The sequence below is a fragment of the Fuscibacter oryzae genome (genome assembly GCF_016765795.1).
In the GTDB taxonomy this organism is placed as follows: Bacteria; Pseudomonadota; Alphaproteobacteria; order Rhodobacterales; family Rhodobacteraceae; genus Fuscibacter; species Fuscibacter oryzae.
The window spans coordinates 13,389-39,755 of sequence record NZ_JAESVP010000013.1 but is presented as its reverse complement, the minus strand read 5'-3'; the positions used below and the strand labels follow the sequence as shown (position 1 = coordinate 39,755).

Sequence of the window (26,367 nt, the reverse complement as noted above, 5' to 3'; positions counted from 1 at the left end):
TCGTAACCTTTTACAAAATCAGGATTGCCCTGAAATCGTTGACATTCGTCAGTGTAGGCCCTGTGATCACATTGCCACCAATCTGGCGAAAGAAGCTGTGCGCATCATTTCGGGCAAGGGCATCGGCCGCCGAAACCCCGATGCGCGCCGATGATGCAAGCGTATCAGGGCCGATGATCGCGCCCGCGATTTCTGCGGCACCATCCACACCATCGGTGTCGCAGGCAATCACGTGAATGCCTTCCGCCCCATCCAATGCCAGCGCCAGCGCAAGGCAAAATTCTGCATTCGGCCCGCCGACGCCTGCACCCCGGCGGGTAACGGTCAACTCTCCGCCGGACAATAGCACAAGGGGCCGATCAGTCGCAGTGCGACCCGCCTTCAGCCGCAGCGCAAGCGCGGCCATCTCGGCACCCACATCGCGGGCCTCACCTTCCAGCGCATCGCCCAACAGCCGCACCTCGCAGCCGCTCTTTTCAGCAAGCAGGGCAGCGGCCTGCAAGGATTGGGCCGGTGCCGCGTAAAGCACGTTCTGAACACGCGACAGGCGCGGATCGGTCGTGGAAACGACCTGACTCGGCCGTTTCAGGGCCGCCAGCGCACTGTCCGGCACAGCGACCTTCCAGTGCTGCAAAATAGCCGCCGCCTGCTGGCCCGTGCTGTCATCGCCCACTGTCGGGCCAGAGCCGATCAGCGCCGGATCATCGCCCGGCACGTCAGAGATCAGCAACGCCAGCATCCGCGCCGGATAGGCCGCCGCCGCCAACTGCCCGCCCTTCACCCGGCTCAGGTGCTTGCGCAGGATGTTCATGTCACCAATCGGCGCACCCGAGGCCAGCAACCCCGCATTGACCGCCTGCTTGTCCGCCAGCGTCATCCCCGCAGCCGGGGCACAGAGCAAAGCCGAGGCCCCGCCCGAGATCAGGGCAAGAACGAAATCCCTCTCTTGCAGGCCAGAGACCAGCGCAAGCATCCGCGCCGTGGCATCAACACCAGCCTGATCCGGCACCGGGTGCGCCGCCTCGACAATTTCGATGCCACGACAGGGGCGGCCATAGCCGTAACGCGTGATCACCAGCCCTTCGCACGGCCCCCACGCGGCCTCGACCGCCTCGGCCATCCGCGCGCTGGCCTTGCCTGCGCCGATCACGACCACCCGGCCCGCAGGCTTGGGCGGCAGGAAACGCGCCAGCGATTGCATCGGGTCGGCAACCTCGACCGCGCGGTCGAAAAGCGAACGCAGAAAGCGGGCGGGGTTTTGCATGGGCATCTTCCTGTTCGGGCGCAAGGTCAGCCCAGATAGGGGCCTTCCAGCCCCGATGCACGCAGCATCTGCGCCAACCGGTTGCAGGTCATCACAAAATCGCGGCCAAGCTGGTCCGTCGCGCCAGCCTTCAGATCCTCTGCATGGCGCGCAAGATCAGCGGCAAGGCTGGACAATGTGTCAAGTTTCCCGGCTTCGCCTGACAGATGGTTCAGATCATGGGCCGAAACGCCCCCCATACCATGCGGACGGGTGCCACCGGCATTGGTCAGCCCATCGGGCAGATCGCCCTTCAGGTTACGCACCTGACCCTTCTGGATCGCATCCAGAATCTGGTCGATGGCCTGAATGGCCCCGGCGACGCGGGTCGGATGGTCGGTATCGGCGGCGGCATGGGGCAGCAGCGACAGCTTGGCCCTATGGGCGGACAGCAGGTCAAGATAGGGCAGCATCGGCCCCGAAAGAGTGCCGCTTTCCATATCCCGAAACAGGTCGGCATCAATCGCGGCATGGTCAATCTGGCCAGAGGCCAGCGCATCGGCCAGCGCGGCGGTATCCACCAATTCGCCACGGTCATAGTTCACCAGAACCGCACCATGGGAAAGCGCGGCCATCACCCCGGCCCCGATCAGGCCGGCATTGGCATAGCCATCGGGGCCGAGCGCCCCAAGGCCGATATGCACGCTGATCACATCGGCCCCGGTCGCGGCAGAAACCGGGCTGTCGGCATAGTCGAAGCCTTCGCTTTCGATCCAGTCCCGATGGCGCGGGCGGGCATGAACGCGCACCCGCATGCCAAAGGCCCGCGCCAGCTTGGCCACCTCGCGCCCGATGTTGCCGTAACCGATCACAGCAAAGACCTGACCTTCCAGCTTGGCGGTCGGAAAGCGCACCAGATCGCGGCCGGTGTCAAAATTGCCCTGCGCGACCAGATCGTTCATCACATCAACCGGCAGGTCTGGGCGCACGCGCAACACGGCCTTCATCACCATCTGCGCCGTGGCGCGGGCATTGATGCCGGGGGTGTTCATCAGGGGGGCCACGCCGCCCAGCCCATCGCCACCGCCCCAACTGGCCGACCGCATGTTGCCGGTTCCGGCCCCGATCCGCACCCCGCCCAGATCAAACCGGGTCGCGGCGGGCAAAAGGGTGGCGGCGGCGATCACCGCGTCGTATCGGCCATCACCCGCCTCGGCCAGCAATTCGGCCTCGGTTGACAGCATGGGCATGTAATAGAAATGCGGGCGCCCGGCCTGCGGGGCCGGGTGGTCGGCGACAGAGCCAAGGTGAAACACCCCGCCGCGCGCCTCGACATGGGCCTTGGCGGCGGAATGATCGGTGCCGCCCGCCGAGTCCGGGGCCAGGCCGATCAGATCGACGATCAGAATCCGGGGTGTGTCTTTGTCAGCCATATCATCCTCATCCGGCTTGGGGGGCATCCTCTGCCCCCGTGCCGATCATGCAAAGAGTTCAGAAACGAACTTGGTGCGCAAGAACGCCTCCAGCCCTTCGATCCCGCTTTCTGAACCAAAGCCGGATTCGTTCACCCCCCCGAAAGGCGTTTCCGGGGTCGAGATCATGGTGTGGTTCACCCCCACCATCCCTGCATTCAGCGCCAGTTCCGCATTGCGGGCTGTGCCGCCATCGCGGGTGAAAACGAACGAGGCCAGACCATAGGGCAGCGCATTGGCGCGCGAAATCACCTCGTCAAAGGTGGAAAACCGCGTGATGGCGGCAACCGGGCCAAAGGGTTCCTCGCTCATGATCCGGGCATCGGCGGGCACGTTGTTCAGCACCGTCGGCGCAAAGAAATTGCCGGGGGCATTCAGGCGGTGGCCGCCGGTCAGCAGGTCGGCCCCCTTGTCCACCGCGTCATCGACCAGCGACTGGATCGCATCGCAGCGGCGGGGCGCGATCATCGGTCCCATCTGCGTATCGGCGTCCAGCCCGTTGCCCAGCTTTAGCGCGGATGCCTTGGCAGCCATGCCCTTGGCAAAAGTATCGGCCAAACTGTCATGCACAAAGAACCGGGTGGGCGATGTGCAGACCTGCCCGGCATTGCGGAACTTGGCCGCCGCCAGCGTGGCAACCGCCTGATCCACATCGGCATCGGCAAAGACCAGAACCGGCGCGTGGCCGCCCAGCTCCATCGTGGTGCGTTTCAGCGTATCGGCGGCCAGTTTTTGCAACAGCTTGCCCACGGTGGTCGATCCGGTCAGCGACACCTTCTTGGGGATCGGCGATCCGATCAGGTGGCGCGACACCTCATCCGGCACGCCGAACACAAGGTTCAGCACCCCGTTCGGCAGGCCCGCGTCCTGAAAGCAGCGCGCAAAGGCCACTGCGGTGCCGGGGGTTTCCTCGGCGGTCTTCAAGATGATCGAACAGCCCGCTGCCACCGCCCCCGCAACCTTGCGGATCACGTTCGAGGCTGGAAAATTCCACGCGGCAAAGGCCACCACAACACCGACGGGTTCTTTTAGCACCATCTGGCGTTGTCCCACCACGCGGCCCGGCACGATGCGACCATAGACGCGTTTGCCCTCTTCGGCATACCAGCGCGTCGCCTCGGCGGAAAAGGCGACCTCGCCGCGCGATTCCGCCAGCGGCTTGCCATTTTCCATGGTCAGGACGCGGGCGATGGTTTCAAGCCGCTGATCGATCAGGTCGGCAGCCTTCATCATGATCTTGTAGCGGGTGATGGCGGTTTCCGCCTTCCAGGCCGCAAAGGCGCGCTCTGCCGCAGCCAGCGCCTGATCCAGATCGGTGGGAGAGGCATGGGGGACGGTGGCAATCTGTTCCCCGGTGGCGGGGTTCAACAGCGGCTGGCTTTTGCCTTCGCTGCCATCACGGAATGTGCCGTCGATCAGCAGTTGGATCTTTTCTTCGTACATCGGAAACTCTCCTGTCGCCGGCGCAGGGGGCCGGGGTGATGTCGGGTCGGTTAGAACCGGGCCGAGCGGAAATGGGAAATGTCGATCGAGGTGGGTTTGCCGGTCGCCAGTTCGGCGACCAGCCGGCCGGTGACTGACCCGCCCATCAGCCCCTGATGCCCATGGCCAAAGGCAAGGATCACATTGTCATGGCGGGGCGCAACCTCGATCACCGGAATGCTGTCGGGTGTGCCGGGACGGTTGCCCATCCAGCGTTCCACCCCGCGCAGATCGGCGCCGGGGAACATATGGCGCGCCTGACCAAGCAGAATTTCCGCCCGCCGCCAGTTGGGCGCGGCAGAGGGGCGGGCGAATTCCACCGTGCCCGACAGGCGCAGCCCTCCCTCCATCGGGGCGGCCACAAACTTGCGTTCGGCGGCGTTGACGTTGACGCGCAGCCCGGTTTCGGCATGGGGCAGCATGATGTGATAGCCGCGTTCGCTGACCAAAGGCACCCGCACACCCACCTGACGGGCAAAGGGGCCGGAAAACGCCCCGGCAGCGACAACCACTTTGGTCGCGGAAATCATGCCCGCCTCGGTTGCCACCCCAACCACCCTGCCCTGCTGCATCACCAAAGACCGCGCGGACTGGCGGGTAAAGACCACGCCCTTGCGCCGCGCCAACGCAGCGATAGAGGCGACCAGACGCCCCGGATTGGGGCACTGGCCCTGTTCGGGCAGAAAGACCCCGGCCTTGTAGTCTGGCGAAATCGCAGGTTCCAGCTCGCGCATCTGGGCGGCGTTCAGCACCTCGACCCGCACGCCGCGTTCGCGCCGCATGGCAATGGACAGCGCGCTGCCCGCCGGGCCATTCGGGTTTTCATAGGCGAAAAGCTGGCCACGATGCAGGATCAGATCGGCGCAGCCCGCCTCTTTCACCAACGGCTCATAACAGGCCAGCGTCAGGCGGTTCAGCTCGATCATCCCGTCGGCGATGCGCTGCACCCGCGACAGACGCGAATTGGCCAGAAACCGCAACAGCCACGGCAGCGCATGCGGCAGGTCCAGCAAGCGCAGCCCGATCGGGCCTTCGCGGTCCAACAGCATGCCCGGCACCTGACGGGCAATGCCGGGCATCGAATTCGGGATGCAAGACCCCGGCGAAAGCCCCCCGGCATTGCCATAAGAGCATTGGCCGGGGCTGCCCGGTTCCAAGGGGTCGATGAACTCGACGGCAAACCCTTCGTCGGCAAGGGCATTGGCGGCACAGACACCGATAATGCCCGCACCAATCACAACCACCTTTTGCGCAGCCTGCGTCACAGTCATCGACCTGACCCCGCTTCAGGGCACGTTCGGCACGGGCTTGCCCGCGCGAAGGGCCGGCAGCGCCTGTGCATAGGCCATCTGCAACATGCGGAAATCCGACAGATAGGCGATGAACTTGTAGCCAAGCTGCCGCATTTCCTCGCCCGCCGCGACCGACCCAACATGGATGCCCGGCACGACGCCCGCCGCGATGCAGCGTTCCGCAATCAGGGCGATGGCCTCTTTCACATCCGGCCATTTCGGATCGAACCCCGGCGCATGATCCATCGACACTGCCAGATCGGACGGGCCTACGAAAATCGCATCCAGACCCGGCGTGGCAAGAATTGCGTCCAGATTGGCGACGCCATCCTTATGTTCAATCATCGCCATGGTGATGATGGTCTTGTTGGCATTGGGAAAATAGTCCGACCCGCCATACAGCCCCGCGCGGATCGGGCCGACCGAACGGCCCCCTTCGGGATAATAGCGGCAGGCCTCGACAAAGGCTTTGCATTCTGCCGCCGTGTTCACCATCGGGCAGATCACGCCATAGGCGCCCGCATCCAGAACGCGACCGATGATCGCCGGATCGTTCCACGGCACGCGCACCATCGGCGTCTTGTCGGTGGTGGAGATGGCCTGCAACATCGACAGCATGTCGGCATAATCGGCCGCGCCATGCTGCATATCGACGGTCACGGCATCGAAATCTTGCTGGGCCATCATTTCGGCCGACAGGCTGGACGGAATGGCAAGCCAGCCGGTCAGGGCGCATTCGTCCTTGGACCACAGGGTTTTGACCTTGTTCTCACGCATTTTCGGATTCCTTTAGCGGTTCGGATCAAGAATTCAGGATCAGATCGGCGGCCTTTTCGGCGATGGCGATCGTGGTGATGTTGGTGTTGGCCGCGATGACTGTGGGCATTGTCGAGGCATCGACCACCCGCAGCCCTTCGACTCCGCGCACGCGGCACTGGTTGTCCAGCACGGCCATCGGGTCGTCATCGGCGCCCATCGGGCAACTGCAAGACACATGCCAGCCCGACCAGACCGACGCTTTCGCCCAGTCCACGATCAGATCGCGGTTCTGCATCATCGCGTGCATCCGGTCCTGCGTGCCGAATTTGTGACGTAGCAGCGTTTCGCGGAAGAAGGGCGCATAGTCGAACAGCAGTGCCGCCGTGCCGGTCTTGACATAGTTCGACAGTTTCTTGACCGACAGCGACCGCGCCTCTTCGGTATAGCCTGCAAGGAACCAAGTGTTGACATGCGCCTTGACGCGCGGGTCTTCCATGATGCGGTAAAGACGCTCGAACCCGTCCACCAGCCGCATCAGGTCGCGGTCATCGCCGCCAAGGTTCAGGTTCACCACCGGCTCATCCCGCCAGTCACCCGATTTCAGCGTGACGTTGCCGCGAGAGTAAGACTTGTTCACGCAGACGTTCAGCGCACCCATCGTTCTGCCCAAGGGATGCCACCCCGCTCGGTTGACCGGCATCAGCAGCATGTCCGACGGCGTGCAACCCTCATACCCGGATGAATAACGCACCCCAAGGAAGATGTGGCGGCGCTGTCCGGGGCGCAGGCGGGCGGATTTCTTGAAATGCGCGCCCACGGCCAGATGCGGATGGTCCATCAGGTTCTGGCCGACGCCGGGCAGATCGGCGATGACCGGAATGCCCTTGGCCCGCAGGTCCGCCGCCGGGCCGATGCCTGCGCGCAGCAGAATGGCCGGGGTGTGCAGCGCGCCTGAAGACAGGATGACCTCGCGCGCGGACCAGATTTCGGCGGGTTTGTCGCCGGTATGGGCGCGCACGCCGGTGATGCGGCGACCGTCAATCTCCAGCGCCTCGACTTGCGTGTTGGCAAAGATGTGCAGGTTAGATCTGGCCCGCGCCTCGCGGGTCAGATAGCCGGTTGCGGTTGAAACGCGACGGTCGTTTTCATTGGCAAGGGGCAAGGGGAAAGACCCGTCGCCGGGGGCCGCGTTGTAATCATCCTGATAGGCGTAGTCGTCTGCGACGACATCCATGACAGACCGGGTGAACCCGGCCCAATCCTTTGGGAATACCCGACGGATCGGCATCGGGCCGGTCTTGCCGTGCAGGGGGCCATCGAAATCCTGATCCCTCTCCAGCTTTTTGAAATAGGGAAGCATGTCTTCCCAGCCCCAGCCTTTGATGCCCTTGGCTTCCCATTCATCATAATCGGCAGGCAGGCCGCGCACGGCGAACTGGCCGTTGATCGACGATCCGCCCCCCATCACGCGGGCCTGTTCCAGCCGCGTGGGCGGAATGGTTTCGGAATTGCTGCGCGGGTTGCGGGCATAGACCCGCAGTGCGGACCAATGATAGGCCGGATCGAAATAGGACAGGCCGGGATAACTGTCGGAAATCACATCCGGCACGGCATCGGGCGGGGTATCCGGCCCCGCCTCCAGCAGGGCGACCTGCTTGGCCGGGTTTTCGGAAAGCCTTGCCGCAAGCGTCGCCCCAGCCGAACCGCCCCCCACGATGACGTAATCGTAGATCATTTGGGATGTTCCTTAGTTGTAGTTGATCCAAACGGCCTTTTGCCGCGTGAATTCTTCGATCCCGGCGCGGCCCATGTCCTTGCCAAAGCCCGCGCCTTTCCAGCCGCCTGCGGCATAGGTGAACTCCGGGTCGCGGCCATGCTGGTTAACCCAGACCATCCCGGCCTCGACCGCATCCGCCACCTTCAGCGCCACTTTCAGATCCTGCGTGTGAACCGAGGCGGCAAGGCCATAGGTCGGGTGCTGCGCCTCGGCGATGGCCTCCTCGATGTCGTCAAAGGTGGTCACGTTCATGACCGGGCCAAAGAATTCATCGGTAAAACCCAGATTGTCGCGGCTGACATTGGCCAGCACGGTCGGTGCATAGAAGTTGCCGGCGTTCGGCCCCTCAAGGCGCTGGCCGCCGGTCAGCACCTCTGCCCCCTGCTGCACCGTCTGCTGCACCATGGCGTCGATCCGGTTGAATTGCGTGGCCGAGATGATGGGCGCGAAGGTGGTCGTCTCATCCCAGGTCGGGCCGGGCTTGATCACCCTGGCCTTGGCCAGCACCCGTTCAACCAGTTCATCCGCCACCGACCGCTGCACAATCAGGCGCGAGGCCAGCGTACAGACCTGCCCGGCATTGGCCATGAAGGCGGTCGCCACACGGGTTGCCACCGTCTCCATATCGCCGGGATCGTGGGTCACGATCTGCGGGCTTTTGCCGCCCAGTTCCAGAACCACCGGTTTGATGCCCGAATTCGCGGCCAGCGACATGATCGCCGCCCCGGTCTTTGTCGATCCGGTGAAGGAAACAATGCCGATGGCCGGGTGCGCGACAATCGCCGCCCCGGTCGTATGGCCCCAGCCGTTGATCACGTTGAACAGCCCGCCGGGCAAACCGGCCTCTGCCGCGCATTCCGCCAGGGCCAGCAGGCTGTGGGGCGTCAACTCTGAGGTTTTCATGATCACGGCATTGCCCGCCGCCAGTGCGGGGGCAAACTTCCACGCTGCCGTGATCATCGGGAAATTCCATGGCACGATGGCCCCGGCGATGCCATAAGGTTCGCGGCGGGTATAGCTGAGGGTGTCGGCCTTGGTGGCGGTGACGATGCCTTCCAGCTTGTCGCAATATTCGGCGAAGTAACGCACCACGCCTGCGGTCCGCACGGCATCCCCGGTAACGGTGCCCGAAATCAGGCGGCTGGAGCCCATCGCCTCTAACCGGCCAAGATATATGGCCTTTTCCTCGATCTTTTCGGCAAAGCGGAACAGCACCTTGGCCCGGTCACGCGGGTTCATTCTGGCCCAGCCGGTTTCGGCCAACGCTTTTTTCGCCGCAACCACGGCCATATCCACAGCCACCGCTCCGCCATCGGTGATCTGCCCCATCGGCTTTTCATCCGAGGGGCGCAGCACGGCGATCTCTTCGCCCGGAAGATCGACGAACCTGCCACCGATGTGATGGCCGGAGGGGACCGGCACGCTATCGGGGTTGAAGCTGAGGGTCATGGGCGGCGTCCTTTCGTCTGTTGGTGCGCAGAAGGCACCGTTCGCGGGCCAGTGGTCTTTCTTGGCCGCGTGTCGTGATTTCGGTTGGGTGGCAAAGGGCGGGCGGGCCCGCGCCTTAAGAACTTTCGAGGAAGGGGCGCAGCAGGTCGGCTGTTTCGTGGAAACGCCCAACGAAACTTTTCAGCCGGGGGTGGGTCGGCCGCAGCAGGATTTCATTCGGCGGCCCGTCCTCGGCAATCGTGCCTTCGTCCAGAAAGATCACCCGGTCGGCAACTTCGAACGCAAAGCCCAGCTCGTGCGTGACGATCACCATGGTCATGCCGCTGCGCGCCAGATCGACCATGGCCTTCATCACCTCGCCCACCAGTTCGGGATCCAGCGCCGAGGTCGGTTCATCAAACAGCATGACCTGCGGGTGCATGGCGCAGGCGCGGGCAATGGCAACACGCTGCTGCTGGCCCCCAGAAAGCTGCCGGGGGTATTTGCCCACATGCTCTTGCAGACCCATCTGCGCCAAAAGGTCCAGCGCCTCTTTGCGGGTCGCCTCCTTATCGGCTTTTTTGACGGTGATAGGCCCTTCCATGACGTTTTCCAGCGCCGTCATATGGGGAAACAGGTTGAACTGCTGAAACACCATGCCCGTGCGCGACCGGATGCGGTTCACGGTTTTGGCGGGAACGTCATTGCCGTCGCGCGCCTTGGTGTCGGCCTCATAAATCGCCTCGCCATCAATGGTGATGCGGCCGTGGCTGGGCATGTTCAGCAGGTTGATGCAGCGCAGAAGCGATGTCTTGCCGGAACCGGAGGCGCCGATCAGCACGACCACCTCGCCTTTGTTCACTGTAAGGTCAACGCCTTTCAGAACGTCCCGCTGGCCAAAGGTCAGCCGCAGCGCTTCAATCTTCAGCAGGGGCGCAGAGGTGTTGGAAACATGGGTCATTTCATGCGCTCCGATACTTTCTCCAACTTGCGCGACAACAGGGTCAGCGGCACCAGCAGGACAAGGAACATGAACCCGACCATGGTATAAACCTCCATCGGGCGATAGGTGAACGAGCTGACATAGCTGGCCTGATACAGAAGGTCAGGCACCGTGATCATCGACATCAGCGTGGTGTTCTTGATCTGGATGATCGACTGCCCGGCAAGGGGCGGGATCATCCGGCGAAAGGCTTGCGGCAGGATGATGCGGCGCATCCGTTGGCCATAGGTCATTCCAAGTGCGGTCGAGGCATCGCTTTGCCCCTTGTCGATCGACTGCACGCCTGCGCGCAGGATCTCGGCATAGAACGCCCCGGCATACAGGCTTAGGCCCGCAAACCCGGCCCAGAATTTCGTAACCGACAACCCGGCAAAGATCGGGAAGGCGTAGTAGATCCACAAAAGGATCACCAAAAGCGGGATGTTGCGGAAGATTTCCACATAGACCCTGCCCAGAAGCGCCAGCGTTCTGGAGCCCGTCAACTGGATCAGGCCGATCACAAGGCCGATCACCAGCCCCGCAGCAATCGAAAGGGCGGAATACAGCAGCGTGACCAGCAGCCCGTTCCAGAACAGGGGCCAGTTCTGCGTTATGACGGAAAAATCGAACAAGCGCGCGTCTCCAGGCTGGTTTGACAAAGGGTTCGGGCCTTGGCCCAAGGATCGGCCGGGGTTGCCCCCGACCGATCAGGATAGGGGTCAGAAGCTGAAGTTGTCGGGCAGGATCGACAGATCAATGCCACGGTCTTCCCATGACTTTGCCAGACGGCCCTGCGCCAGACCCAGCGAGCGTTGCTGCTGCACCCAGTTGGTCAGGAAGTTGATGTAGCCCGCATTGCCCGGCTTGCGTGCAACGGCCAGCGTGGCCGGGTTGCGCAGCATGGGTTCCGGCACCGACACCTCACCCCCGACGTTCTTGGCGATTTGCAGCACGTCAAAGACCGACTGGATCATCGCATCGGCGCGACCGGCCTGCAACTCCATGATTGCAAGGTTGCGGTCTTCGACCACGGTCAGCGTAGCCTTGGGTAGCAGCGCCTCGGCCACGATCTGCATGGTGGAACCCTTCTGCACCACAACGGTCTTTTCCGGGGTGTTCAGTTCGGCCCAGGTTGCGACAGGCTTACCCGCAGGCGTCAGAACGGCCCAGGCATCGGTGAACAGCGGTTCCCACAGGTAATCAACCACAAGGCCGCGCTTGGGGTTGGGGTTCACGCCGATGGCGATGTCGATCTTGTTCGACTGAAAGTCTGCCGCCAGGTTGCCCCAGGTGGTTTCGACCGGGGTGACCTTGACGCCCAGTTGCGTGGCCAGATCGGTCAGGAAATCAACGTAAAAGCCCGACCAGGCGCCCGTGGCCGGATCTTTGATATAGCCCGGCTCCTCACCGATCATCACCGGGATTTTCAACTCTCCGCTGGCGCGGATTTCGTCCAGAACAGCCGAGGGGTTGTCTTGGGCAACTGCGGTTTGGGCGGCAACAGCTACCCCGGCCCCCAAGGCGAGTGCCCGGAGGATATTTCCGAAGAAAGACATGGTTCAGATCTCCCTGATCTTGTGTTTTGGTAGATTTTTCAGGCCGTTGTCACCGGCCCAGGAACCCCCCGGAAAGCGGATCACCCTTTTCGAGGTAGAGTGTGCCCTGAGAGGTGAGAAAGGCTTCTCCCCGGACAACAACGCTGTATCCCGTCGTGCCTTGCACCTTGCTCTTGCCGGCAAGTGTGGCGGTGAAAGGCACGCCGAAGATGTTTTCGGCGCGATAGGTCGCGTCTTCGGTCAGTTCGCCCTGCATCAAAAGCTGGGCCATGCGGGCGCAGGTTCCGGTGCCACAGGGTGAACGGTCGTATTTGTTAGGCGCAAGAACCAGCAACTGACGAGAGCTGCCCTGAACCAGATCACTGTGAAACAGCACGCTGGGCGCAGGCAGGCCACGCAGTTCGGGCAGGCCTTCAGTCGCCTTGGCGATGGCTTGCTTGATCTTCCAGCCAAGTGCCAGGCAGGCCGAAACATTGTCCGGTTCCAGCGACAGGCCAAGCGGGGCGGCGGGAACCATCGCATACCACATGCCGCTGTAAAGAATGTCGGTGCGGATCAGGCCAGGGCCCTCAACCTCAACCTCGAAACCTGCCAGCCCCATATAGGCGGGCACGTTTTTCAGCGACACGCTGCGCAATTCGCCCGCGTCATCCCATTCCAGTTGAACATCCACAACGCCCGCGGGCGTTTCCAGCGTAAAGCTGTTGCAGGTCTTTGCGGAAATCGCGCCGGTATGGGCCAGCGTGCGGGCAAAGCCGATGGTGCCGTGTCCGCACATCCCCAGATAAACATAGGAAGATATGAAGATGGCCCCGAAATCGGCCACCTCGGATGGAACCGGGATCAGCCCGACCATCGCGGCATGGCCGCGCGGTTCATGCAGCAGGGCCGAACGCAGATGATCGAACCGCGCCTCGAAATCCTGCCGCTTTTCCAGAACGCTGCGCCCGCGCAGAGGTGGCACCCCCCCAAGGATCGCCCGCGTCGGATGACCGGCAGTATGGGTGTCGATATAGGGGAATGCCGCCTCTAGCCGGGTCATGGCCGCCCCTCTCCGAATTCGCTGCGAATTTCGTCGCGCGTTTCGTGCCAGATGCGGTGAATCAGATCACGCTGCAACTTGAAGGACTTGTCTGCATCACCTTCGGTGATGGCCTCAAAGATGCGTGCCGTATCATCCAGCGACAGATCCACCACACTCTGGTTGCGGCGATAAAGATGATAGCGATAGCGCAAAGCCTGCTTTTCCAAACCTTTCAGCAGGCGGCGCAGGGTCTGGTCATCGGCGATTTCATAGATCAGCTCTGACCCGCGCACGTCATGGGCAAAGAACCGGCGGGCGTCCCCCGCCTCTCTCGCGCGCTTCATCTCCTCAAGCACCAGCCAAAGCTGCTGCTTGAGCTTGGCATTGGTGGACCGGGCCGCCTGTTCTGCCGCAATCGCCTCAAGCGCAATGCGGCAGCGATAAATCTCGTCAAAGTCGCGCAATGACATTGGCGTGACCCAGATGCCCTTGCGTGCTTCTCGCAGAACCAGACCCTCACGCTCCAGCGAGCGCATGGCGTCGCGGACGGGCGAGCGGCTGACGCCATAGCGTTCCGCCACCTCTTCCTCGGTCAGCCGCTCATTCGGGGCCAATTCAAGAAAGACAATCGCCTCCTCCAGCACGGCAACAAGGTTGTCCGTGATTCCCGCTGAAAGCTTATTGGTTTGCCCGATAATCATGAATTCACCATACTGTGTATTGTATACAATGCAAGCCTCTCTTTTTTGCCAGTGCACTGATCGACACCGCTTGTCCCTATCGATGCAGTCAAACCAATGTTGAATGGCACGGATGTCCGACCAATCCACAAGAAGAAACATTGTGTTGCGGGGGCTTGCAACCTCATGGCGTCACATCCCTCGGTTCAAAGGTGCGTCTGTGTTCGGTTTGCAGGCTGAACACGAAGAGCGCCAAGGGCCGGTATTGCCCCGGTCAGAACTCTTACGGCGCTATGTCGCCACCAATCGCAGCACCAGGCGGTAGGCATGTTCCGAGTCTCTGCGCTGACGGCCGAATGCGGCCATCGCCTCCGCCCTGTTCCGCAATGGACCCATTGAGACAGAAGCTATAAGGGACGGCCCAAGTTCCGCTTGCAGGCGCTGCGGCATTGGAGATGACGCGCCGCCGAAAGGTGCGTGGGCGCCACGGCATGCACCGCAGGGTCAGTATCGATACTGCATAGCCCTATTACGCATATTCCATTGCTGGAAGGCCTGCGCTCTTTGCGACCCGCCCGCGTCGTCCTCACGGATGAAAACTTCGGCTGTCATGACACTCTGAGCGAAAAAGGAGAATGCCATGCCACTGCGCCGTACGCCCTTTCACGCCCTCGCCTCTGCCATGGGCGCCCAGATGGGGCCCGTTGGGGGCGGGTTTCTGAATGCTCTCACCTATGGCGATGTGGCAAGCGAACATCTGAACACCCGCGCTCGTGTCGGGGTGCAAGACTTGTCTACGATGGGAAAAATCGACATCAAAGGCCCGGAGGCCGAGGCCTTGGTCAATCATCTGATTGTCAACGATGCCGCCCGCATGGTCCCCGGCCAGGCGCACTATGCCAGCGTTTGCGCACCCGATGGTGGCATCATGGATGACCTGACGGTGTTCCGGCTTGGGTCTGAACACTTCCTGATCGTATCTGGTTCGCGCAACCGCCTGAAGATCCGCGACTGGGCGATGCACAATGCCACGGGCCGGCGCGCCTATGTAACGGACATCACCGCAGCGCTGGCTTTCCCGACGATTCAGGGGCCGAACTCTCGCGCGCTGCTTCAAGGCCTGATCGAGGATGCCGATCTGACAGCCCTGAAACGCTGGACGTTCGCCCATGGCCATCTGGACGGCACCCGCGTCATGATTTCGCGCACCGGCGTCACCGGAGAACTGGGGTTTGAGCTTTTCGTGCCCTCTGATGAGGCGGCAGGCGTCTGGAATGCCCTGTTCCATGCTGGTGGCGCCCATGGGTTGCGCCCCTATGGCGTCAAGGCAATGTTCACGCTGGGTCTGGAAAAGCTTTACCCCGCGCATGGCATCGACATGGATGAAAGCCTCACCCCTTTTCATGTCGGCACTGATGCGTTCATCAAATTCGACAAGGGCGATTTCATCGGACGTGAGGCGCTGTTACGGGCGCGCGACGGGGGTGTAAAAACCGCATGGGTCGGGTTGAAACTGACGGGCGACAGCCCTGCGCCGGACTTGACACCCGTGATGGCCCAAGGTCACCAGATCGGTCATGTCACCTATTCCGACCATGGCCATTCGGTCGGCGCAGTCCTGGCAAGCGCTCATATTCAAAAGGAATTTGCCATAGAGGGCGCTGAAGTCAGCGTTCTGGGTCAGCCCGCGACAGTGGCGCGCAAGGCGTTCTTCGATCCCGACGGCCTGCGTTTACGGGCATAGGGGATGGGCATCCATCTTTGGATCGACCGGCAGTTGGCCGCGTTACATGCACCAGCGGATCATGCTGGAGGCGAGAGCGATCACGCTGGTGCAGCAGGCCTTCCATGGCGCGTGGCAACAGCGGGAGCCGGATGTAGAGCATCACTGCAAGGCGAATAATCTCGTCGCTGGCCTTGAATTGGCGGACGGGAGGGCGCCCATAAAACCTATTGGCCCACCCTGCCCTGCCCCGCCGCAAAATGGTTCTACTGACACTGCCTTTATGACCGATGACCCGGAACGACAGGCGCAAGTGCCCCCAAAGGTCCACTATGTGCCCAACGGACTGGCCATGAAGAACCGGCGTTCTGTCCGCGCCCGTCTCCTGCAAGCTGTTTTCCGCACCTTTAGGTCCGTCGATACAGGGCGCGGCGATCCAGACGCCGTCGTTCAGGCGGGGGTGACCGTGGCACCAATACCCCGCTGCATCCTGCTCACCCAGCATGACTGCGCCCGCTGTCGGCTCGATAAGGCCATTAAGGTGGCTAAGCAGAGTGCTTTTGCCCGAACCAGACAAACCCGTTATGACTGTAATTTCATAGGCCTGCACATCGACGTTGATGTCCGGCGGCCCGATGACGTGGTTGTTCGATAATGGAGCGCATTTTTCTTTTTCTTGGAATACGTCCATCTTTTGCTGGCGCAATCCTCACAGATTGGCTGGAAACACCCCGGTGTTCTTGATCGTGCCATAGACAAAGCTCGAATCGATCGAGGCAATGCCATCAATCGGGTGGATACGGTTGCGGATGAAGGCTTCATAGGCCTCTAGCCCCGCCACAACGACACGAAGAAGATAGTCGGCTGGGCCGGTCATCAGCAGGCATTCCAACACCTCATCCAGCGCCCGTATCCGCGCCTCGAACAGCGCAACGGTCTCGGCGCTGTGACGTTCCAGCCTTATTCGGATAAAGACGGTCACAGGCAGGCCATAGGCACGCTGGTCTGCCATCGCGCGATAGCCCTGGATCGCGCCGCTCTCCTCCAAAAGACGGATGCGGCGCAGACACGGTGAGGGCGACAGGTTCACAGCGGCGGCAATTTCAAGATTCGTTGCGCGACCATTGCGTTGCAATGCCCGAACAATCTGGCGATCCTTGTCGTCCATATCGGCACTCCCTGGAATTATATGCCAAATCATATGGATTTCTTGGCATAAATAGCAACCAAATGCCAAAGGCACCGGCGCATCATCGGCCCATCAGCAGGAGCCCCCGATGCGCCATACCGCAGCCAGTTTTGCCACCCGCGCCATTCACCATGGCCATGATGCCCGCGATCATCAGGGAGCACTGAACCCGCCGGTCTATCTGTCCTCCACCTTCACCTTCGAGACTGCCGAGGCGGGTGGGGCGATGTTTGCCGGCGCGTCCGAGGGGCATTTCTACAGCCGAATTTCGAATCCGACGCTTGACGCGCTGGAAAAGCGCATTGCCAATCTCGAAGGTGCCGAGGCCGGTCTTTGCGCCGCCTCGGGCATGGGCGCGATCGCCTCCACGCTCTGGACATTCCTGCAGGCCGGGGACGAGGTGATCCTGGACAAGACGCTTTACGGCTGCACCTTTGCCTTCCTGACCCATGGCTTGCCGCGCTTTGGTGTCACGGTACGCCCTGTAGACCTGTCCGATCCGGGCAATCTGGTTGCGGTGATCGGGCCGAAAACTCGGATCGTCTATTTCGAAACCCCCGCCAACCCGAACAACCGGCTGGTGGACATCGCCGCGATCAGCGAAATCGCTCATCACCACGGCGCAAAGGTGGTGGTGGACAACACCTATGCCACGCCAGTTCTGACGCGGCCCATCGAACATGGAGCCGATATCGTCGTGCATTCGGCGACCAAATATCTCAGCGGTCATGGCGATGTGATCGCCGGTCTGGTAGCGGGCCGCGCCGAGGATATTCAGCAAATCCGACTGGTCGGCATCAAGGACATGACCGGGGCGGTGATGTCGCCCCTGACCGCCATGCTGATCCTGCGCGGCATCAAGACGCTTGACCTGCGGGTACGGGCACATTCCGCCGCTGCCCTTACAGTGGCCCGCGCGCTAGAGGCGCATCCGGCGGTGAAATGCGTGCATTATCCTGGTCTTGAGAGCTTTTCGCAGGCCACCCTTGCCCGCCGCCAGATGACTGCGTTTGGCGGCATGATCCCGTTTGAGGTGGTTGGCGGCAAGGCGGGCGGCATCGCGATGATGAACCGTCTGCGGCTTGTTCAACGTGCGGTCAGCCTTGGCGATGCCGAAAGCCTGATCCAGCACCCCGCTTCGATGACGCATTCCACCTATACCCCAGAGGAACGCGCCGCCCATGGCATCGCCGAGGGGCTTGTGCGCTTGTCAGTCGGGCTGGAAGGTGTGGAAGATATCCTTGGTGATCTGATGGCAGCCCTTGCCGCCCACAACGCCGAAGCCGCCTGAACAAAGGATCCTCTTTATGACATTCGACTTCGCCATCGGCGCGAACCTCCGCAAATCTCCCTACTTTGACGCCACGCTGCGCGCCGGGGTCAAAAGCTTTTCGGTCTACAACCACATGCTGATTCCTGCGCATTTCGGCGATCCAGAGGCCGAGTATCAGCGCTTGATGACCGGGGTGGCGATGTGGGACGTGGCAGCGCAGCGCCAGGTCGAAATCACCGGCCCCGATGCGGCGCGTCTGGTGCAATACATCACCCCGCGCAACCTTGGCAGCACCCGTGTAGGTCAGGGCCGCTATGTGCCGATCTGCGATCATGACGGCTGGATCATCAACGATCCAGTGCTTCTGAAACTGGCAGATGACCGCTTCTGGCTTTCGGTGGCCGACAGCGATCTGCACCTGTGGTGTCAGGCCATCGCGCAGGAACGCGGCTGGCAGGCACGGGTGACCGAGCCTGACGTCGCCCCCCTTGCGATCCAAGGCCCGCTGGCCGAAGCGGTCACGGTGGCACTGTTCGGCGATTGGGTGCGTGATCTGCGCTATTTCGGCTTCCGCGAAACCGTACTTGACGACATTCCCCTGGTGCTGGCGCGGTCGGGCTGGTCGAAACAGGGCGGGTTCGAACTTTACCTGACCGACGGTAGCCACGGCAACGCGCTCTGGAACCGGGTGGCCGCCGTAGGGGTGCCCTTTGGCATCGGGCCGGGCGCGCCCAATGATATAGAGCGGGTGGAAAGCGGGCTGATCTCTTACGGTTCCGACATGCGCTGGCAGGTTCTTCCGGCCGATCCGTTCGAAATGGGCATGGGCGCTTTGGTCGACCTGACCCGCGAGGATGACTATGTAGGCCGCGCGGCCCTGCGGACCAAGGCCGCCCGTGGCCTGACGCGCCGCCGCACCGGCTATTGGGTCGAAGGCAAGCCTGCCTTTCCCGGCCATCCGATGCCGGTGCATCTGGGCGGCGAGGCGGTCGGGGTGGTCAGCGAGTTGCTCTATTCTCCGCGGCTTGGCCGATCCATCGCGGTTGGACTCTTGCGGGCCGATCTGGGCGACGAGACGTCGGGGCTTAGCATCGCCTTGCCCGATGGTGCGGCCGGTCTGCGCCCCACCCCGCTGCCTTTCAAACCCTGATCCGGCTTCCCGATCCAAAGCAACCTGCGGGGCTCGTGAAACTCGGCCCAAACGGCACGTCTGGGCTCCTCCGCACCTTTGGTATCAAGTGGATCTGGTCAGCACGGCTCGAATGTCGGTGGCGCCGGCGCAGACCGTCTGCGAGATCGTCATGGGCCGCGGTCGATAAGTGCGGCCAACCCGATGCAGGGCCTGCCATGGCTGAAATGTAACATCCATGATGGCTTAAGGCGGCGACATGCAGTGCAGCGGGTGAGATATGTCACTACCAGACCCATGGCCGGATCGACACCACCCTAGAAGCTGAAGGCGCAGCACTGGCAAGAATCCGGCCTTCAGCGACCCAGGCCTGAATGCTTTGCCAGTGCAAAGTCATTTCACGACAAAGCCATGCGCGAAGGGGTCGCGGTCATCGATGAAGATGGTGTTGTAGCCCGTCATGCGCGCCCAGCCCGCAATGGAGGGGATGATCGCAGGGCGACCTGCGACAGTGGTCGCGGCCTCTACCCTGCCCTTGAACAGGCTGCCGATGATGGATTCATGCACGAACTCGTCCCCCACCGCCAGTTTGCCCTTGGCGGCCAGTTGGGCCATGCGGGCGGAGGTGCCGGTGCCACAGGGGCTGCGGTCGATGGCCTTGTCACCATAGAACACCGCATTGCGTGCATGCGCACCGGGCACCGTGGGCTGGCCGGTCCACAGGATATGCGACAGCCCACTGATCGCGGGATGTTCGGGGTGGGTGAAATCGTATTTCGCATTCAGCGCGGCGCGCAGTTTCGGCGACCAGCCGATCAACTCGCCTGCCGTATGGTCCGCCATGTCGCGGAAGACCTTTTGTGGCTCGACTATGGCATAGAAATTGCCGCCATAGGCCACGTCCACCACCACCTCGCCCAGGCCTTCGACGTTGGCGGTCAGGCCTTCGGCATGCAGGAAGCCTGGGACGTTGGTAAGGCGCACCTCGTCAACGAAGCGACCGTTCTGGACATAGGTGATGTCCACCTTGCCCGCAGGCGCATCGATAGACAGCTTGCCAGGTTCGCGCGGGGTGATCAGGCCATTCTCGATGGCCATGGTGATGGTGCCAATGGTGCCGTGGCCGCACATCGGCAGACAGCCCGAGGTTTCGATGAACAGCACAGCCACATCGCAATCGGGGCGCGTGGGCGGGTAAAGAATGCTGCCCGACATCATGTCATGGCCGCGCGGTTCGAACATCAGGCCGGTGCGAATCCAGTCGAAGTCGCGCAGGAAATGCGCGCGGCGTTCCAGCATCGTGGCCCCGTCCAGACGCGGGCCACCCCCGGACACCAGCCGCACCGGATTGCCGCAGGTGTGCCCGTCGATGCAGTTGAAGGTATAGCTGGCCATGATCGGAACCTTTGCAGGAAAAACGCTAGAAACGTTGCGGCGAGAAGGGGGTGATGTCGATCGCGGGCGCGCGGTCTGTCAATAGATCGGCCACAAGTCGTGCAGTGCCCGCGCTTTGCGTCAGACCAAGATGACCGTGACCGAAGGCATAGATGACCTGCGCCGTATCGCGCGCCCGCCCGATTGCGGGCAGACTGTCGGGCAAGGAGGGGCGGAAACCCATCCACTGCACCCCACCCGTGGTTTTCAGATCGGGCAGAAACGCCTTGGCCTTGGCCAGCATCGCGTCGGATCGTTTGTAGTTCGGCGGCAGGGACAGGCCGCCCAGTTCGACCGCGCCACCGATGCGGATGCCCGTGGACAGGCGGCTGATGACGAAACCATGGCCGCCGAAAGTGACCTGCATCCGCAGATCAAGGGCATCTGGCGGCAGGGTGGTGTTGTAGCCCCGCTCGGTTTCCAGCGGAATCCTTTCGCCCAAGGTCCGTGCGATACGGTGCGAAAAGGCCCCCGCCGCCAGAACCACCCGGTCAGCACGAATTGGATCGCCGGATGCCCGGGTGATGATCACACCCTGATCATCGGGGCGCAGGCCCGTCACCTCGGACCGCAGGATTTCTCCGCCCTGCGCGCGAAAGAGGTCGGCAAGTGCGAGTGTGTAGTGTTTCGGATCGGCGATGGAATACCAGCCCGGCGTGAAGGTGCCATGGGTGAAACGCGGCGCAAGGCCGGGTTGCAGCGCGGCCATTTCGGCGGCGGTCAGATGGTGGAATTCAATCCCGTGATCGGCGCGCGCCTTCCAACCCCCGGCCGAGGCCCTGAATTCGGCCTCACCCTCGTAGACCTGCAAATTGCCCCGCTTTTCCAGCATTGGCAGCGTGCCGGTGGCGGCAAGGAAAGGTTCCAGTTCCGCCTTGGACAGATCCATCATCGCAATCTGGGCAAGGGTGGATCGGGCCACGGCGCGCGGGGTGCAGGCCCGCCAGAACCGATACAGCCACGGCGCGATCTGCATGGCATAGGCCGGCGGCACCGATAATGGACCCAAGGGATCAAGCAGCCATTTCGGCGCCTTGCGCAGAATCCCCGGCGAGGCGAGCGGCATTATATCGGTAAAGGCAAAGGCCCCGGCATTGCCTGCCGAAGCCCCTGCCGCCGGGCCTTCGCGGTCGATCACCGAAACGGAAAGTCCGCGCGCCTGCGCCGCAAGCGCCGCCGATAGCCCGACGACGCCCGCCCCGATGACGATGACACCGGCCATGTTTAGGCCGCGTATTTCAGCGCCTGCGGTTGGCGCGACCAATCCGCGTACCACGCATTGAAGAGCGCGAACTGCTTTTCCACAAAGCCCTGCTGGCTGGGTGAAAGGGCATCGCTTTCGTTGAAGTGCAGGCGGAAGGAGGCGTCCCCCTGCAGGACGAGCATGTGTTTGAAGAACAGGACCAGATCGGGGCCGGCATCGACCTTGGACAAGACCTGCATCGCGGTGTCGAGTTCATAAGCCAGGCGTCGCGCCTCGGCGTCTCCCGCCACGGCAGCCTTGCAGAGCGCGGTCAGGTGCAGCACTTCGCGCGGGAAGACGTTGCCAATCCCGGTGATCGCGCCATCGGCGTTGCAGTTCACATAGCCATGGAAAACAGCGGTATCGACGCCGATCATCAGTTTGATGTCGTCGCTGCCGCTGGTGATGGCCTCGCCCGCATAGGACAGATCTTCAAAACCGCCGAATTCCTTGAAGCCGACAAGGTTGGGATGTTCGGCACGGATCTGGGAGAACAGGTCGGCCTTGGTGGAATAGCCATAATAGGGGCTGTTGTAGATCACGGCGGGCAGGTTGGGTGCTGCTGAAAGGACCGCCTTGAAATGCGCCTTTTGCGCCGCCGGAACCGTGCCGCGCGACAGCAGGCGCGGGATCACCATCAGGCCATGCGCGCCAACCTTCTGGGCATGGGCGGCAATGGCGGCGGCTGTGGCGGTGTTCACCGCCCCCGTGCCTACGACGACCTTGATGCCGGCCTTCACCAGACGTTCCACCCCTTCCATCCGCCACTCGTTGGTCAGCAGCGGCCAGTCGCCCATGGAGCCGCAGTAGACCACGGCCGACATTCCAAGGGAGACCAGCTCTTGCGCCTTTTCGACAAGGCGGTCGAAGTCAGGCGTGCGGTCTGCCTTGCAGGGGGTCATCAGGGCGGGGATCGTGCCAGAGAAGATGTCGGGGTTCATGGATGCCTCCTGCGAATGATGGGTCGAATCTGGGGTGTTGCGCCCATCTTAGACTTTGCATTTTATTTGTCGACAAAATTCTGAAGCACAGGATTTGGGGGTGCGACGCGAAAGCTACAGGGGAATGTCCTGACGTTGATCGCGGGCGATCATGGCTTGAATCTGGGACACGATCTGATCGGCATGGGCCTTGGCCAGACGGTCGCACAGGGCAATGTCGCGGGCGGCGATAGCGGCGATAATCGCCTCATGCTCCAGCACAAAGGGATGGGGGGCCTGCGGTTCGAAATTGGGGTAGTAATACAAGCGCAGGATGCGGCGGCCTTCGTCCAGAAGGCGCGCAAACAATTGGGTGTAATAAGGGTTGCGCCCGGATTCTGCGATGGCGACGTGGAAATCCCGGTTACGGGCGATCATCGCCAGTTCATCCCCGTCAGCGACCGAGTCAGCATAGACCGCCTGACAGGCGAGGATGCGGGCCATGTCGGCATCGCTATGAAACTGTGCCGACAGCCGGGTGGTAACGCGGTACATCAGGGTCAGCGCGTCGAAAAAGGCGTTCAGGTTGGGAAAGTCGATCTGCGCGACGACCGTGGTGCGGTTGGGCAGGGTGGTGACCAGCCCCTCCCCTTCCAGCTTGACCAGAGCTTCACGGATCGGGGTGCGCGACATGGCAAAGCGTTCGGCCAGGGTCACCTCGTCCACCGGGCTGCCGGGTCGCAGGGTCAGGTCAAGGATTTCGTCGCGCAACACTTCGTGGGCGAGGCGCACGCCAGAGCCACGCTTGCGTTCGGGCGGGGTTGGGTCAGTCTTTTCGATCATGTGATCCCCTTTTGAAAACACCTAAGGGCCGAAAGCAGGCGGCACAATCGAGATTGGCGAGATTAGGAAAATCTCTGAGGAGCAGACGCGTGCTGATATTGAAAGCATCGGCACATAAGGCTTAGTGAACGCCCAGCTTCGGTCGGGCGTTTTCATATGGGGAGAGGGATTAGGTACGAAATGTCGCTAATTATAGCATTAGCAATAGTATAATGAGAAAATAGTGGCGGAGGGGATGGGTATGCCGTCGAACCTCCTCCACATCAAGTCATTGATTTTGTTTATCTCCAGTAGCGGGCATTTGGTTCGCCCGATGTTTCGATCCCTCACCCGGGGCTCTCCGCCAACGCCCATGTACCAACCTGCCAAACCGACGGTGACGCCGAAGAGCACAACCGACCGGCTTCGTCTTGCAATTCCCAGTCACGGTACGATCTGCCCTTGACCTTCCAGTTACGGGAGGGAGCACATTGAAATCGAAGCTCAGCATTGGCCTTCAGGCAGCAGAGCCCGCGCAAGGAGAAGACCATGCCCACCATTGACGCCCACAGCGACCACGATATGCCGACGCACCACGAGGCGCCGGGATCAGGCGCGACGGTGATCGACCCTGTCTGCGGCATGACGGTGACGCTGAAGCCCGAGACCCGCACGGAAACCTTCGACGGGTCGGACTATCATTTCTGTTCGGGCAAGTGTCAGACGAAGTTCCGGGCCGATCCGTGGTTCTACGCCTCGGGTCGCGCCGCGGGCCGCAAGAAAGCCGCCCCGGCCAACGTCCAGTACACCTGCCCCATGCATCCGGAGATCGTCCGCGATGCGCCGGGTAGTTGCCCGATCTGCGGCATGGCGCTGGAGTCGATGGTGCCCTCGGACGAGCCGAGCGAGGAACTGACCGACTTCACGCGACGGATGTGGATATCGGCAGCGGCGGCGGCGCCTCTCGTCATCCTGACGATGGGCGAACTGGTGGCGCTGCCGGTGCGCGACTGGGTCGGTCACCAGACGGCAAGCTATCTCGAGTTCGTACTGGCGACGCCGATCATCCTATGGGCGGCCCTGCCATTCTTCCGGCGAGGCTGGGATTCGGTGCGGAACCGGTCACCCAACATGTGGACGCTGATCAGCCTCGGCGTAGGGGCGGCGTATCTCTATTCGCTGGTCGCGACCTTCCTGCCTGGCGCGTTTCCGGATGCCTACCGGATGGGCCATGGCGTCGGCACCTACTACGAGGCGGCCGTGGTGATCGTGGCGTTGGTCTTCGTGGGCCAGGTGCTGGAACTGCGGGCACGCGAACGCACCGGGGATGCGATCCGTGCCCTTCTGGACCTCGCGCCCAAGACCGCCCGACGCATCTTGCCGGACGGCACGGAGTACGACGCGCCGCTCGAAAACATCATGGAGGGCGACAGGCTGCGCGTCCGCCCCGGCGATGCGGTCCCGGTCGATGGCACGGTGATCGAGGGGCGCTCATCTCTCGACGAGAGCATGCTGACCGGCGAGTCGATGCCGGTCGAAAAGGGTCCGGGCGATGCGGTGACCGGGGCCACGATCAACAAGAACGGCTCTCTGGTCATCGAGGCGGGCAAGGTCGGGTCCGATACCGTGCTGGCGCAGATCGTGGCCATGGTGTCGAACGCGCGGCGGTCTCGCGCGCCGATCCAGGGTCTGGCCGACCGTGTTTCGGCGGTGTTCGTGCTGACGGTGGTGGCCATCGCCACAATAGCCTTCGTCGCCTGGCTGACCGTCGGCCCCGAACCTGCGCTGGTCTTCGCCGTCGCCTCAGCCGTATCGGTGCTGATCATCGCCTGTCCCTGCGCGCTGGGATTGGCGACGCCAATCTCCATCACCACGGCGGCGGGGCGCGGCGCGCAGGCGGGCGTGCTGATCAAGGACGCAGAGGCGCTGGAGCGCATGGCAAGTGTCGATACTCTCATCGTGGACAAGACAGGCACCTTGACCATGGGCAAGCCGAAGTTGACCGATACGGTTGCGCTTGGGGACGTCACCGAGACCGACCTCCTGTCGCTGGCCGCCGCACTTGAGCGCGGTTCGGAACACCCGCTGGCCGAGGCGATCGTCGAAGGTGCGGAAGCGCAGGGCGCCCTGCGACAGGAGGCGACCGACTTCGAGGCCGTCACCGGCAAGGGCGTACGCGGCCAAGTCGGCGGACGCACGGTAGCGCTCGGCAACGCTGCAATGATGCGGGAGATGGGGCTCGTCACTGGTGCCGCCGAAGCAAATGCCGACATCCTGCGCGTCGACGGCAAGACGGCGATGTTCATCGCCGTCAATGGCGCGCTTGCCGGGATCGTGGCCGTGGCTGACCCGATCAAGGACTCGACCGCACAAGCGATCCGGGAACTGCACGCGCAGGGTCTGCGGGTGATCATGGCAACCGGCGATAACGAACGCACGGCTCGGGCGGTGGCGGACAAGCTCGGAATCGACGAGATTCGCGCAGGTGTCCTGCCCGAAGCCAAGAAGGATCTGATCGACCAGTTGCGCCGCGAAGGCCACAAGATCGCGATGGCGGGCGATGGCGTTAACGACGCGCCTGCGCTCGCCGCAGCCGAAGTCGGCATCGCCATGGGCACGGGGGCCGATGTGGCGATGGAAAGTGCCGGCATCACCCTGCTGGGCGGCGACCTCATGGGCATCGTGCGCGCCCGCAGGCTGGCCCGCGCCACCCTGCGCAACATCAAGCAGAACCTGTTCTTCGCCTTCGCCTACAATGCACTTGGCGTGCCGGTCGCGGCAGGGCTGCTCTATCCCCTCACCGGAATCTTGCTGTCGCCCATGATCGCAGCAGCGGCGATGAGCCTGTCCTCCGTCTCGGTGATCACCAACGCACTGCGGCTCAAGCGGATCGAGTTGTGAGGGGTTGACGATGGCCGAAACACCGAACCGCTGGGAAA

22 protein-coding genes are annotated in these 26,367 nt (G+C 62.5%); 4 read left to right on the top strand and 18 right to left on the bottom strand.

The genetic code is table 11. The features are described 5' to 3' along the window. Positions 1-10: 10 nt before the first annotated feature. From JI744_RS18155 to JI744_RS18100, 12 genes are all read right to left on the bottom strand, one after another. Positions 11-1,264, bottom strand: a complete 1,254-nt coding sequence (locus JI744_RS18155) for a glycerate kinase type-2 family protein (RefSeq protein WP_202662594.1) — start codon at positions 1,262-1,264, stop codon at positions 11-13. 26 nt (positions 1,265-1,290) lie between these two features. Then, positions 1,291-2,676: an NAD(P)-dependent oxidoreductase gene (locus tag JI744_RS18150; protein ID WP_202662593.1), complete on the bottom strand. Its 1,386-nt coding sequence runs from the start codon at positions 2,674-2,676 to the stop codon at positions 1,291-1,293. Between the two features lie 45 nt (positions 2,677-2,721). After that, on the bottom strand, positions 2,722-4,158 hold the full coding sequence (locus JI744_RS18145) for an NAD-dependent succinate-semialdehyde dehydrogenase (protein WP_202662592.1): 1,437 nt from the start codon (positions 4,156-4,158) through the stop codon (positions 2,722-2,724). Positions 4,159-4,208: 50 nt separating this feature from the next. Then, entirely contained in the window at positions 4,209-5,468 is a 1,260-nt protein-coding gene (locus tag JI744_RS18140) for an NAD(P)/FAD-dependent oxidoreductase (protein WP_202662591.1), read from the bottom strand. A gap of 15 nt (positions 5,469-5,483) precedes the next feature. Beyond that, the gene (locus JI744_RS18135) at positions 5,484-6,266 is read right to left on the bottom strand and encodes an HpcH/HpaI aldolase family protein (RefSeq protein WP_202662590.1); all 783 of its coding nucleotides are present in this window, start codon (positions 6,264-6,266) and stop codon (positions 5,484-5,486) included. A 25-nt stretch (positions 6,267-6,291) separates the two neighbouring features. Further along, a complete protein-coding gene (locus tag JI744_RS18130) occupies positions 6,292-7,983 on the bottom strand; it encodes a GMC family oxidoreductase (protein WP_202662589.1) in 1,692 nt (563 codons plus the stop codon). 12 nt (positions 7,984-7,995) lie between these two features. After that, on the bottom strand, positions 7,996-9,474 hold the full coding sequence (locus JI744_RS18125) for an aldehyde dehydrogenase family protein (protein WP_202662588.1): 1,479 nt from the start codon (positions 9,472-9,474) through the stop codon (positions 7,996-7,998). A gap of 115 nt (positions 9,475-9,589) precedes the next feature. Beyond that, positions 9,590-10,414 carry an amino acid ABC transporter ATP-binding protein gene (locus tag JI744_RS18120; RefSeq protein ID WP_236019541.1) on the bottom strand — a complete coding sequence of 275 codons (825 nt, stop codon included), beginning with the start codon at positions 10,412-10,414 and terminating at the stop codon, positions 9,590-9,592. Beyond that, a complete protein-coding gene (locus JI744_RS18115; protein WP_202662587.1) occupies positions 10,411-11,067 on the bottom strand; it encodes an amino acid ABC transporter permease in 657 nt (218 codons plus the stop codon). The genes JI744_RS18120 and JI744_RS18115 overlap by 4 nt, the downstream gene beginning before the upstream one ends. An 87-nt stretch (positions 11,068-11,154) precedes the next feature. Further along, entirely contained in the window at positions 11,155-11,991 is an 837-nt protein-coding gene (locus JI744_RS18110) for a transporter substrate-binding domain-containing protein (RefSeq protein ID WP_202662586.1), read from the bottom strand. 49 nt (positions 11,992-12,040) lie between these two features. Beyond that, positions 12,041-13,033, bottom strand: coding sequence for a proline racemase family protein (locus JI744_RS18105; protein WP_202662585.1), 993 nt, complete (start codon positions 13,031-13,033; stop codon positions 12,041-12,043). Further along, positions 13,030-13,716 (bottom strand): GntR family transcriptional regulator, encoded by a 687-nt coding sequence (locus JI744_RS18100; protein WP_202662584.1) that lies wholly within the window; start codon positions 13,714-13,716, stop codon positions 13,030-13,032. Before JI744_RS18100 ends, JI744_RS18105 begins: the two co-directional genes overlap by 4 nt. 619 nt (positions 13,717-14,335) lie before the next feature. Between JI744_RS18100 and JI744_RS18095 the strand changes: the two genes are divergently transcribed. Beyond that, entirely contained in the window at positions 14,336-15,439 is a 1,104-nt protein-coding gene (locus JI744_RS18095; RefSeq protein WP_202662583.1) for an aminomethyltransferase family protein, read from the top strand. Here JI744_RS18095 and JI744_RS19365 read toward each other — a convergent pair. Together JI744_RS19365 and JI744_RS18085 are read right to left on the bottom strand one after the other, a co-directional pair. Continuing rightward, entirely contained in the window at positions 15,363-16,109 is a 747-nt protein-coding gene (locus JI744_RS19365; protein WP_202662582.1) for an ATP-binding cassette domain-containing protein, read from the bottom strand. The genes JI744_RS18095 and JI744_RS19365 overlap by 77 nt on opposite strands. 18 nt (positions 16,110-16,127) lie before the next feature. After that, positions 16,128-16,586: an Lrp/AsnC family transcriptional regulator gene (locus JI744_RS18085; RefSeq protein ID WP_202662581.1), complete on the bottom strand. Its 459-nt coding sequence runs from the start codon at positions 16,584-16,586 to the stop codon at positions 16,128-16,130. 109 nt (positions 16,587-16,695) lie between these two features. On the opposite strand from JI744_RS18085, the gene JI744_RS18080 reads away from it, so the two are divergent. After that, positions 16,696-17,898: a methionine gamma-lyase gene (locus JI744_RS18080; protein ID WP_202662580.1), complete on the top strand. Its 1,203-nt coding sequence runs from the start codon at positions 16,696-16,698 to the stop codon at positions 17,896-17,898. Between the two features lie 16 nt (positions 17,899-17,914). Beyond that, the gene (locus tag JI744_RS18075; protein ID WP_202662579.1) at positions 17,915-19,030 is read left to right on the top strand and encodes a glycine cleavage T C-terminal barrel domain-containing protein; all 1,116 of its coding nucleotides are present in this window, start codon (positions 17,915-17,917) and stop codon (positions 19,028-19,030) included. 372 nt (positions 19,031-19,402) lie between these two features. On the opposite strand, the gene JI744_RS18070 is transcribed toward JI744_RS18075, so the two are convergent. From JI744_RS18070 to JI744_RS18055, 4 genes are all read right to left on the bottom strand, one after another. After that, positions 19,403-20,404 carry a 4-hydroxyproline epimerase gene (locus JI744_RS18070; protein WP_202662578.1) on the bottom strand — a complete coding sequence of 334 codons (1,002 nt, stop codon included), beginning with the start codon at positions 20,402-20,404 and terminating at the stop codon, positions 19,403-19,405. A gap of 25 nt (positions 20,405-20,429) precedes the next feature. Beyond that, positions 20,430-21,665 carry an NAD(P)/FAD-dependent oxidoreductase gene (locus tag JI744_RS18065; protein WP_202662577.1) on the bottom strand — a complete coding sequence of 412 codons (1,236 nt, stop codon included), beginning with the start codon at positions 21,663-21,665 and terminating at the stop codon, positions 20,430-20,432. Positions 21,666-21,667: 2 nt separating this feature from the next. Further along, positions 21,668-22,627, bottom strand: a complete 960-nt coding sequence (locus JI744_RS18060) for a dihydrodipicolinate synthase family protein (RefSeq protein ID WP_202662576.1) — start codon at positions 22,625-22,627, stop codon at positions 21,668-21,670. Between the two features lie 114 nt (positions 22,628-22,741). Then, positions 22,742-23,449 (bottom strand): GntR family transcriptional regulator, encoded by a 708-nt coding sequence (locus tag JI744_RS18055; protein WP_202662575.1) that lies wholly within the window; start codon positions 23,447-23,449, stop codon positions 22,742-22,744. A 528-nt stretch (positions 23,450-23,977) separates the two neighbouring features. On the opposite strand from JI744_RS18055, the gene JI744_RS18050 reads away from it, so the two are divergent. Next, entirely contained in the window at positions 23,978-26,329 is a 2,352-nt protein-coding gene (locus JI744_RS18050; protein ID WP_407927612.1) for a heavy metal translocating P-type ATPase, read from the top strand. Positions 26,330-26,367: the final 38 nt, after the last annotated feature.

Coding starts and splice junctions, on each gene's coding strand:
- JI744_RS18070 (WP_202662578.1), bottom strand. CDS start 20,404: ATGGCCAGCTATACCTTCAACTGCATCGACGGGCACACCTGCGGCAAT.
- JI744_RS18140 (WP_202662591.1), bottom strand. CDS start 5,468: ATGACTGTGACGCAGGCTGCGCAAAAGGTGGTTGTGATTGGTGCGGGC.
- JI744_RS18110 (WP_202662586.1), bottom strand. CDS start 11,991: ATGTCTTTCTTCGGAAATATCCTCCGGGCACTCGCCTTGGGGGCCGGG.
- JI744_RS18125 (WP_202662588.1), bottom strand. CDS start 9,474: ATGACCCTCAGCTTCAACCCCGATAGCGTGCCGGTCCCCTCCGGCCAT.
- JI744_RS18155 (WP_202662594.1), bottom strand. CDS start 1,264: ATGCAAAACCCCGCCCGCTTTCTGCGTTCGCTTTTCGACCGCGCGGTC.
- JI744_RS18120 (WP_236019541.1), bottom strand. CDS start 10,414: ATGACCCATGTTTCCAACACCTCTGCGCCCCTGCTGAAGATTGAAGCG.
- JI744_RS18085 (WP_202662581.1), bottom strand. CDS start 16,586: ATGGACGACAAGGATCGCCAGATTGTTCGGGCATTGCAACGCAATGGT.
- JI744_RS18065 (WP_202662577.1), bottom strand. CDS start 21,665: ATGGCCGGTGTCATCGTCATCGGGGCGGGCGTCGTCGGGCTATCGGCG.
- JI744_RS18150 (WP_202662593.1), bottom strand. CDS start 2,676: ATGGCTGACAAAGACACACCCCGGATTCTGATCGTCGATCTGATCGGC.
- JI744_RS18050 (WP_407927612.1), top strand. CDS start 23,978: ATGCCCACCATTGACGCCCACAGCGACCACGATATGCCGACGCACCAC.
- JI744_RS18075 (WP_202662579.1), top strand. CDS start 17,915: ATGACATTCGACTTCGCCATCGGCGCGAACCTCCGCAAATCTCCCTAC.
- JI744_RS18100 (WP_202662584.1), bottom strand. CDS start 13,716: ATGATTATCGGGCAAACCAATAAGCTTTCAGCGGGAATCACGGACAAC.
- JI744_RS18130 (WP_202662589.1), bottom strand. CDS start 7,983: ATGATCTACGATTACGTCATCGTGGGGGGCGGTTCGGCTGGGGCGACG.
- JI744_RS18095 (WP_202662583.1), top strand. CDS start 14,336: ATGCCACTGCGCCGTACGCCCTTTCACGCCCTCGCCTCTGCCATGGGC.
- JI744_RS18055 (WP_202662575.1), bottom strand. CDS start 23,449: ATGATCGAAAAGACTGACCCAACCCCGCCCGAACGCAAGCGTGGCTCT.
- JI744_RS18135 (WP_202662590.1), bottom strand. CDS start 6,266: ATGCGTGAGAACAAGGTCAAAACCCTGTGGTCCAAGGACGAATGCGCC.
- JI744_RS18080 (WP_202662580.1), top strand. CDS start 16,696: ATGCGCCATACCGCAGCCAGTTTTGCCACCCGCGCCATTCACCATGGC.
- JI744_RS18105 (WP_202662585.1), bottom strand. CDS start 13,033: ATGACCCGGCTAGAGGCGGCATTCCCCTATATCGACACCCATACTGCC.
- JI744_RS18145 (WP_202662592.1), bottom strand. CDS start 4,158: ATGTACGAAGAAAAGATCCAACTGCTGATCGACGGCACATTCCGTGAT.
- JI744_RS19365 (WP_202662582.1), bottom strand. CDS start 16,109: ATGGACGTATTCCAAGAAAAAGAAAAATGCGCTCCATTATCGAACAAC.
- JI744_RS18060 (WP_202662576.1), bottom strand. CDS start 22,627: ATGAACCCCGACATCTTCTCTGGCACGATCCCCGCCCTGATGACCCCC.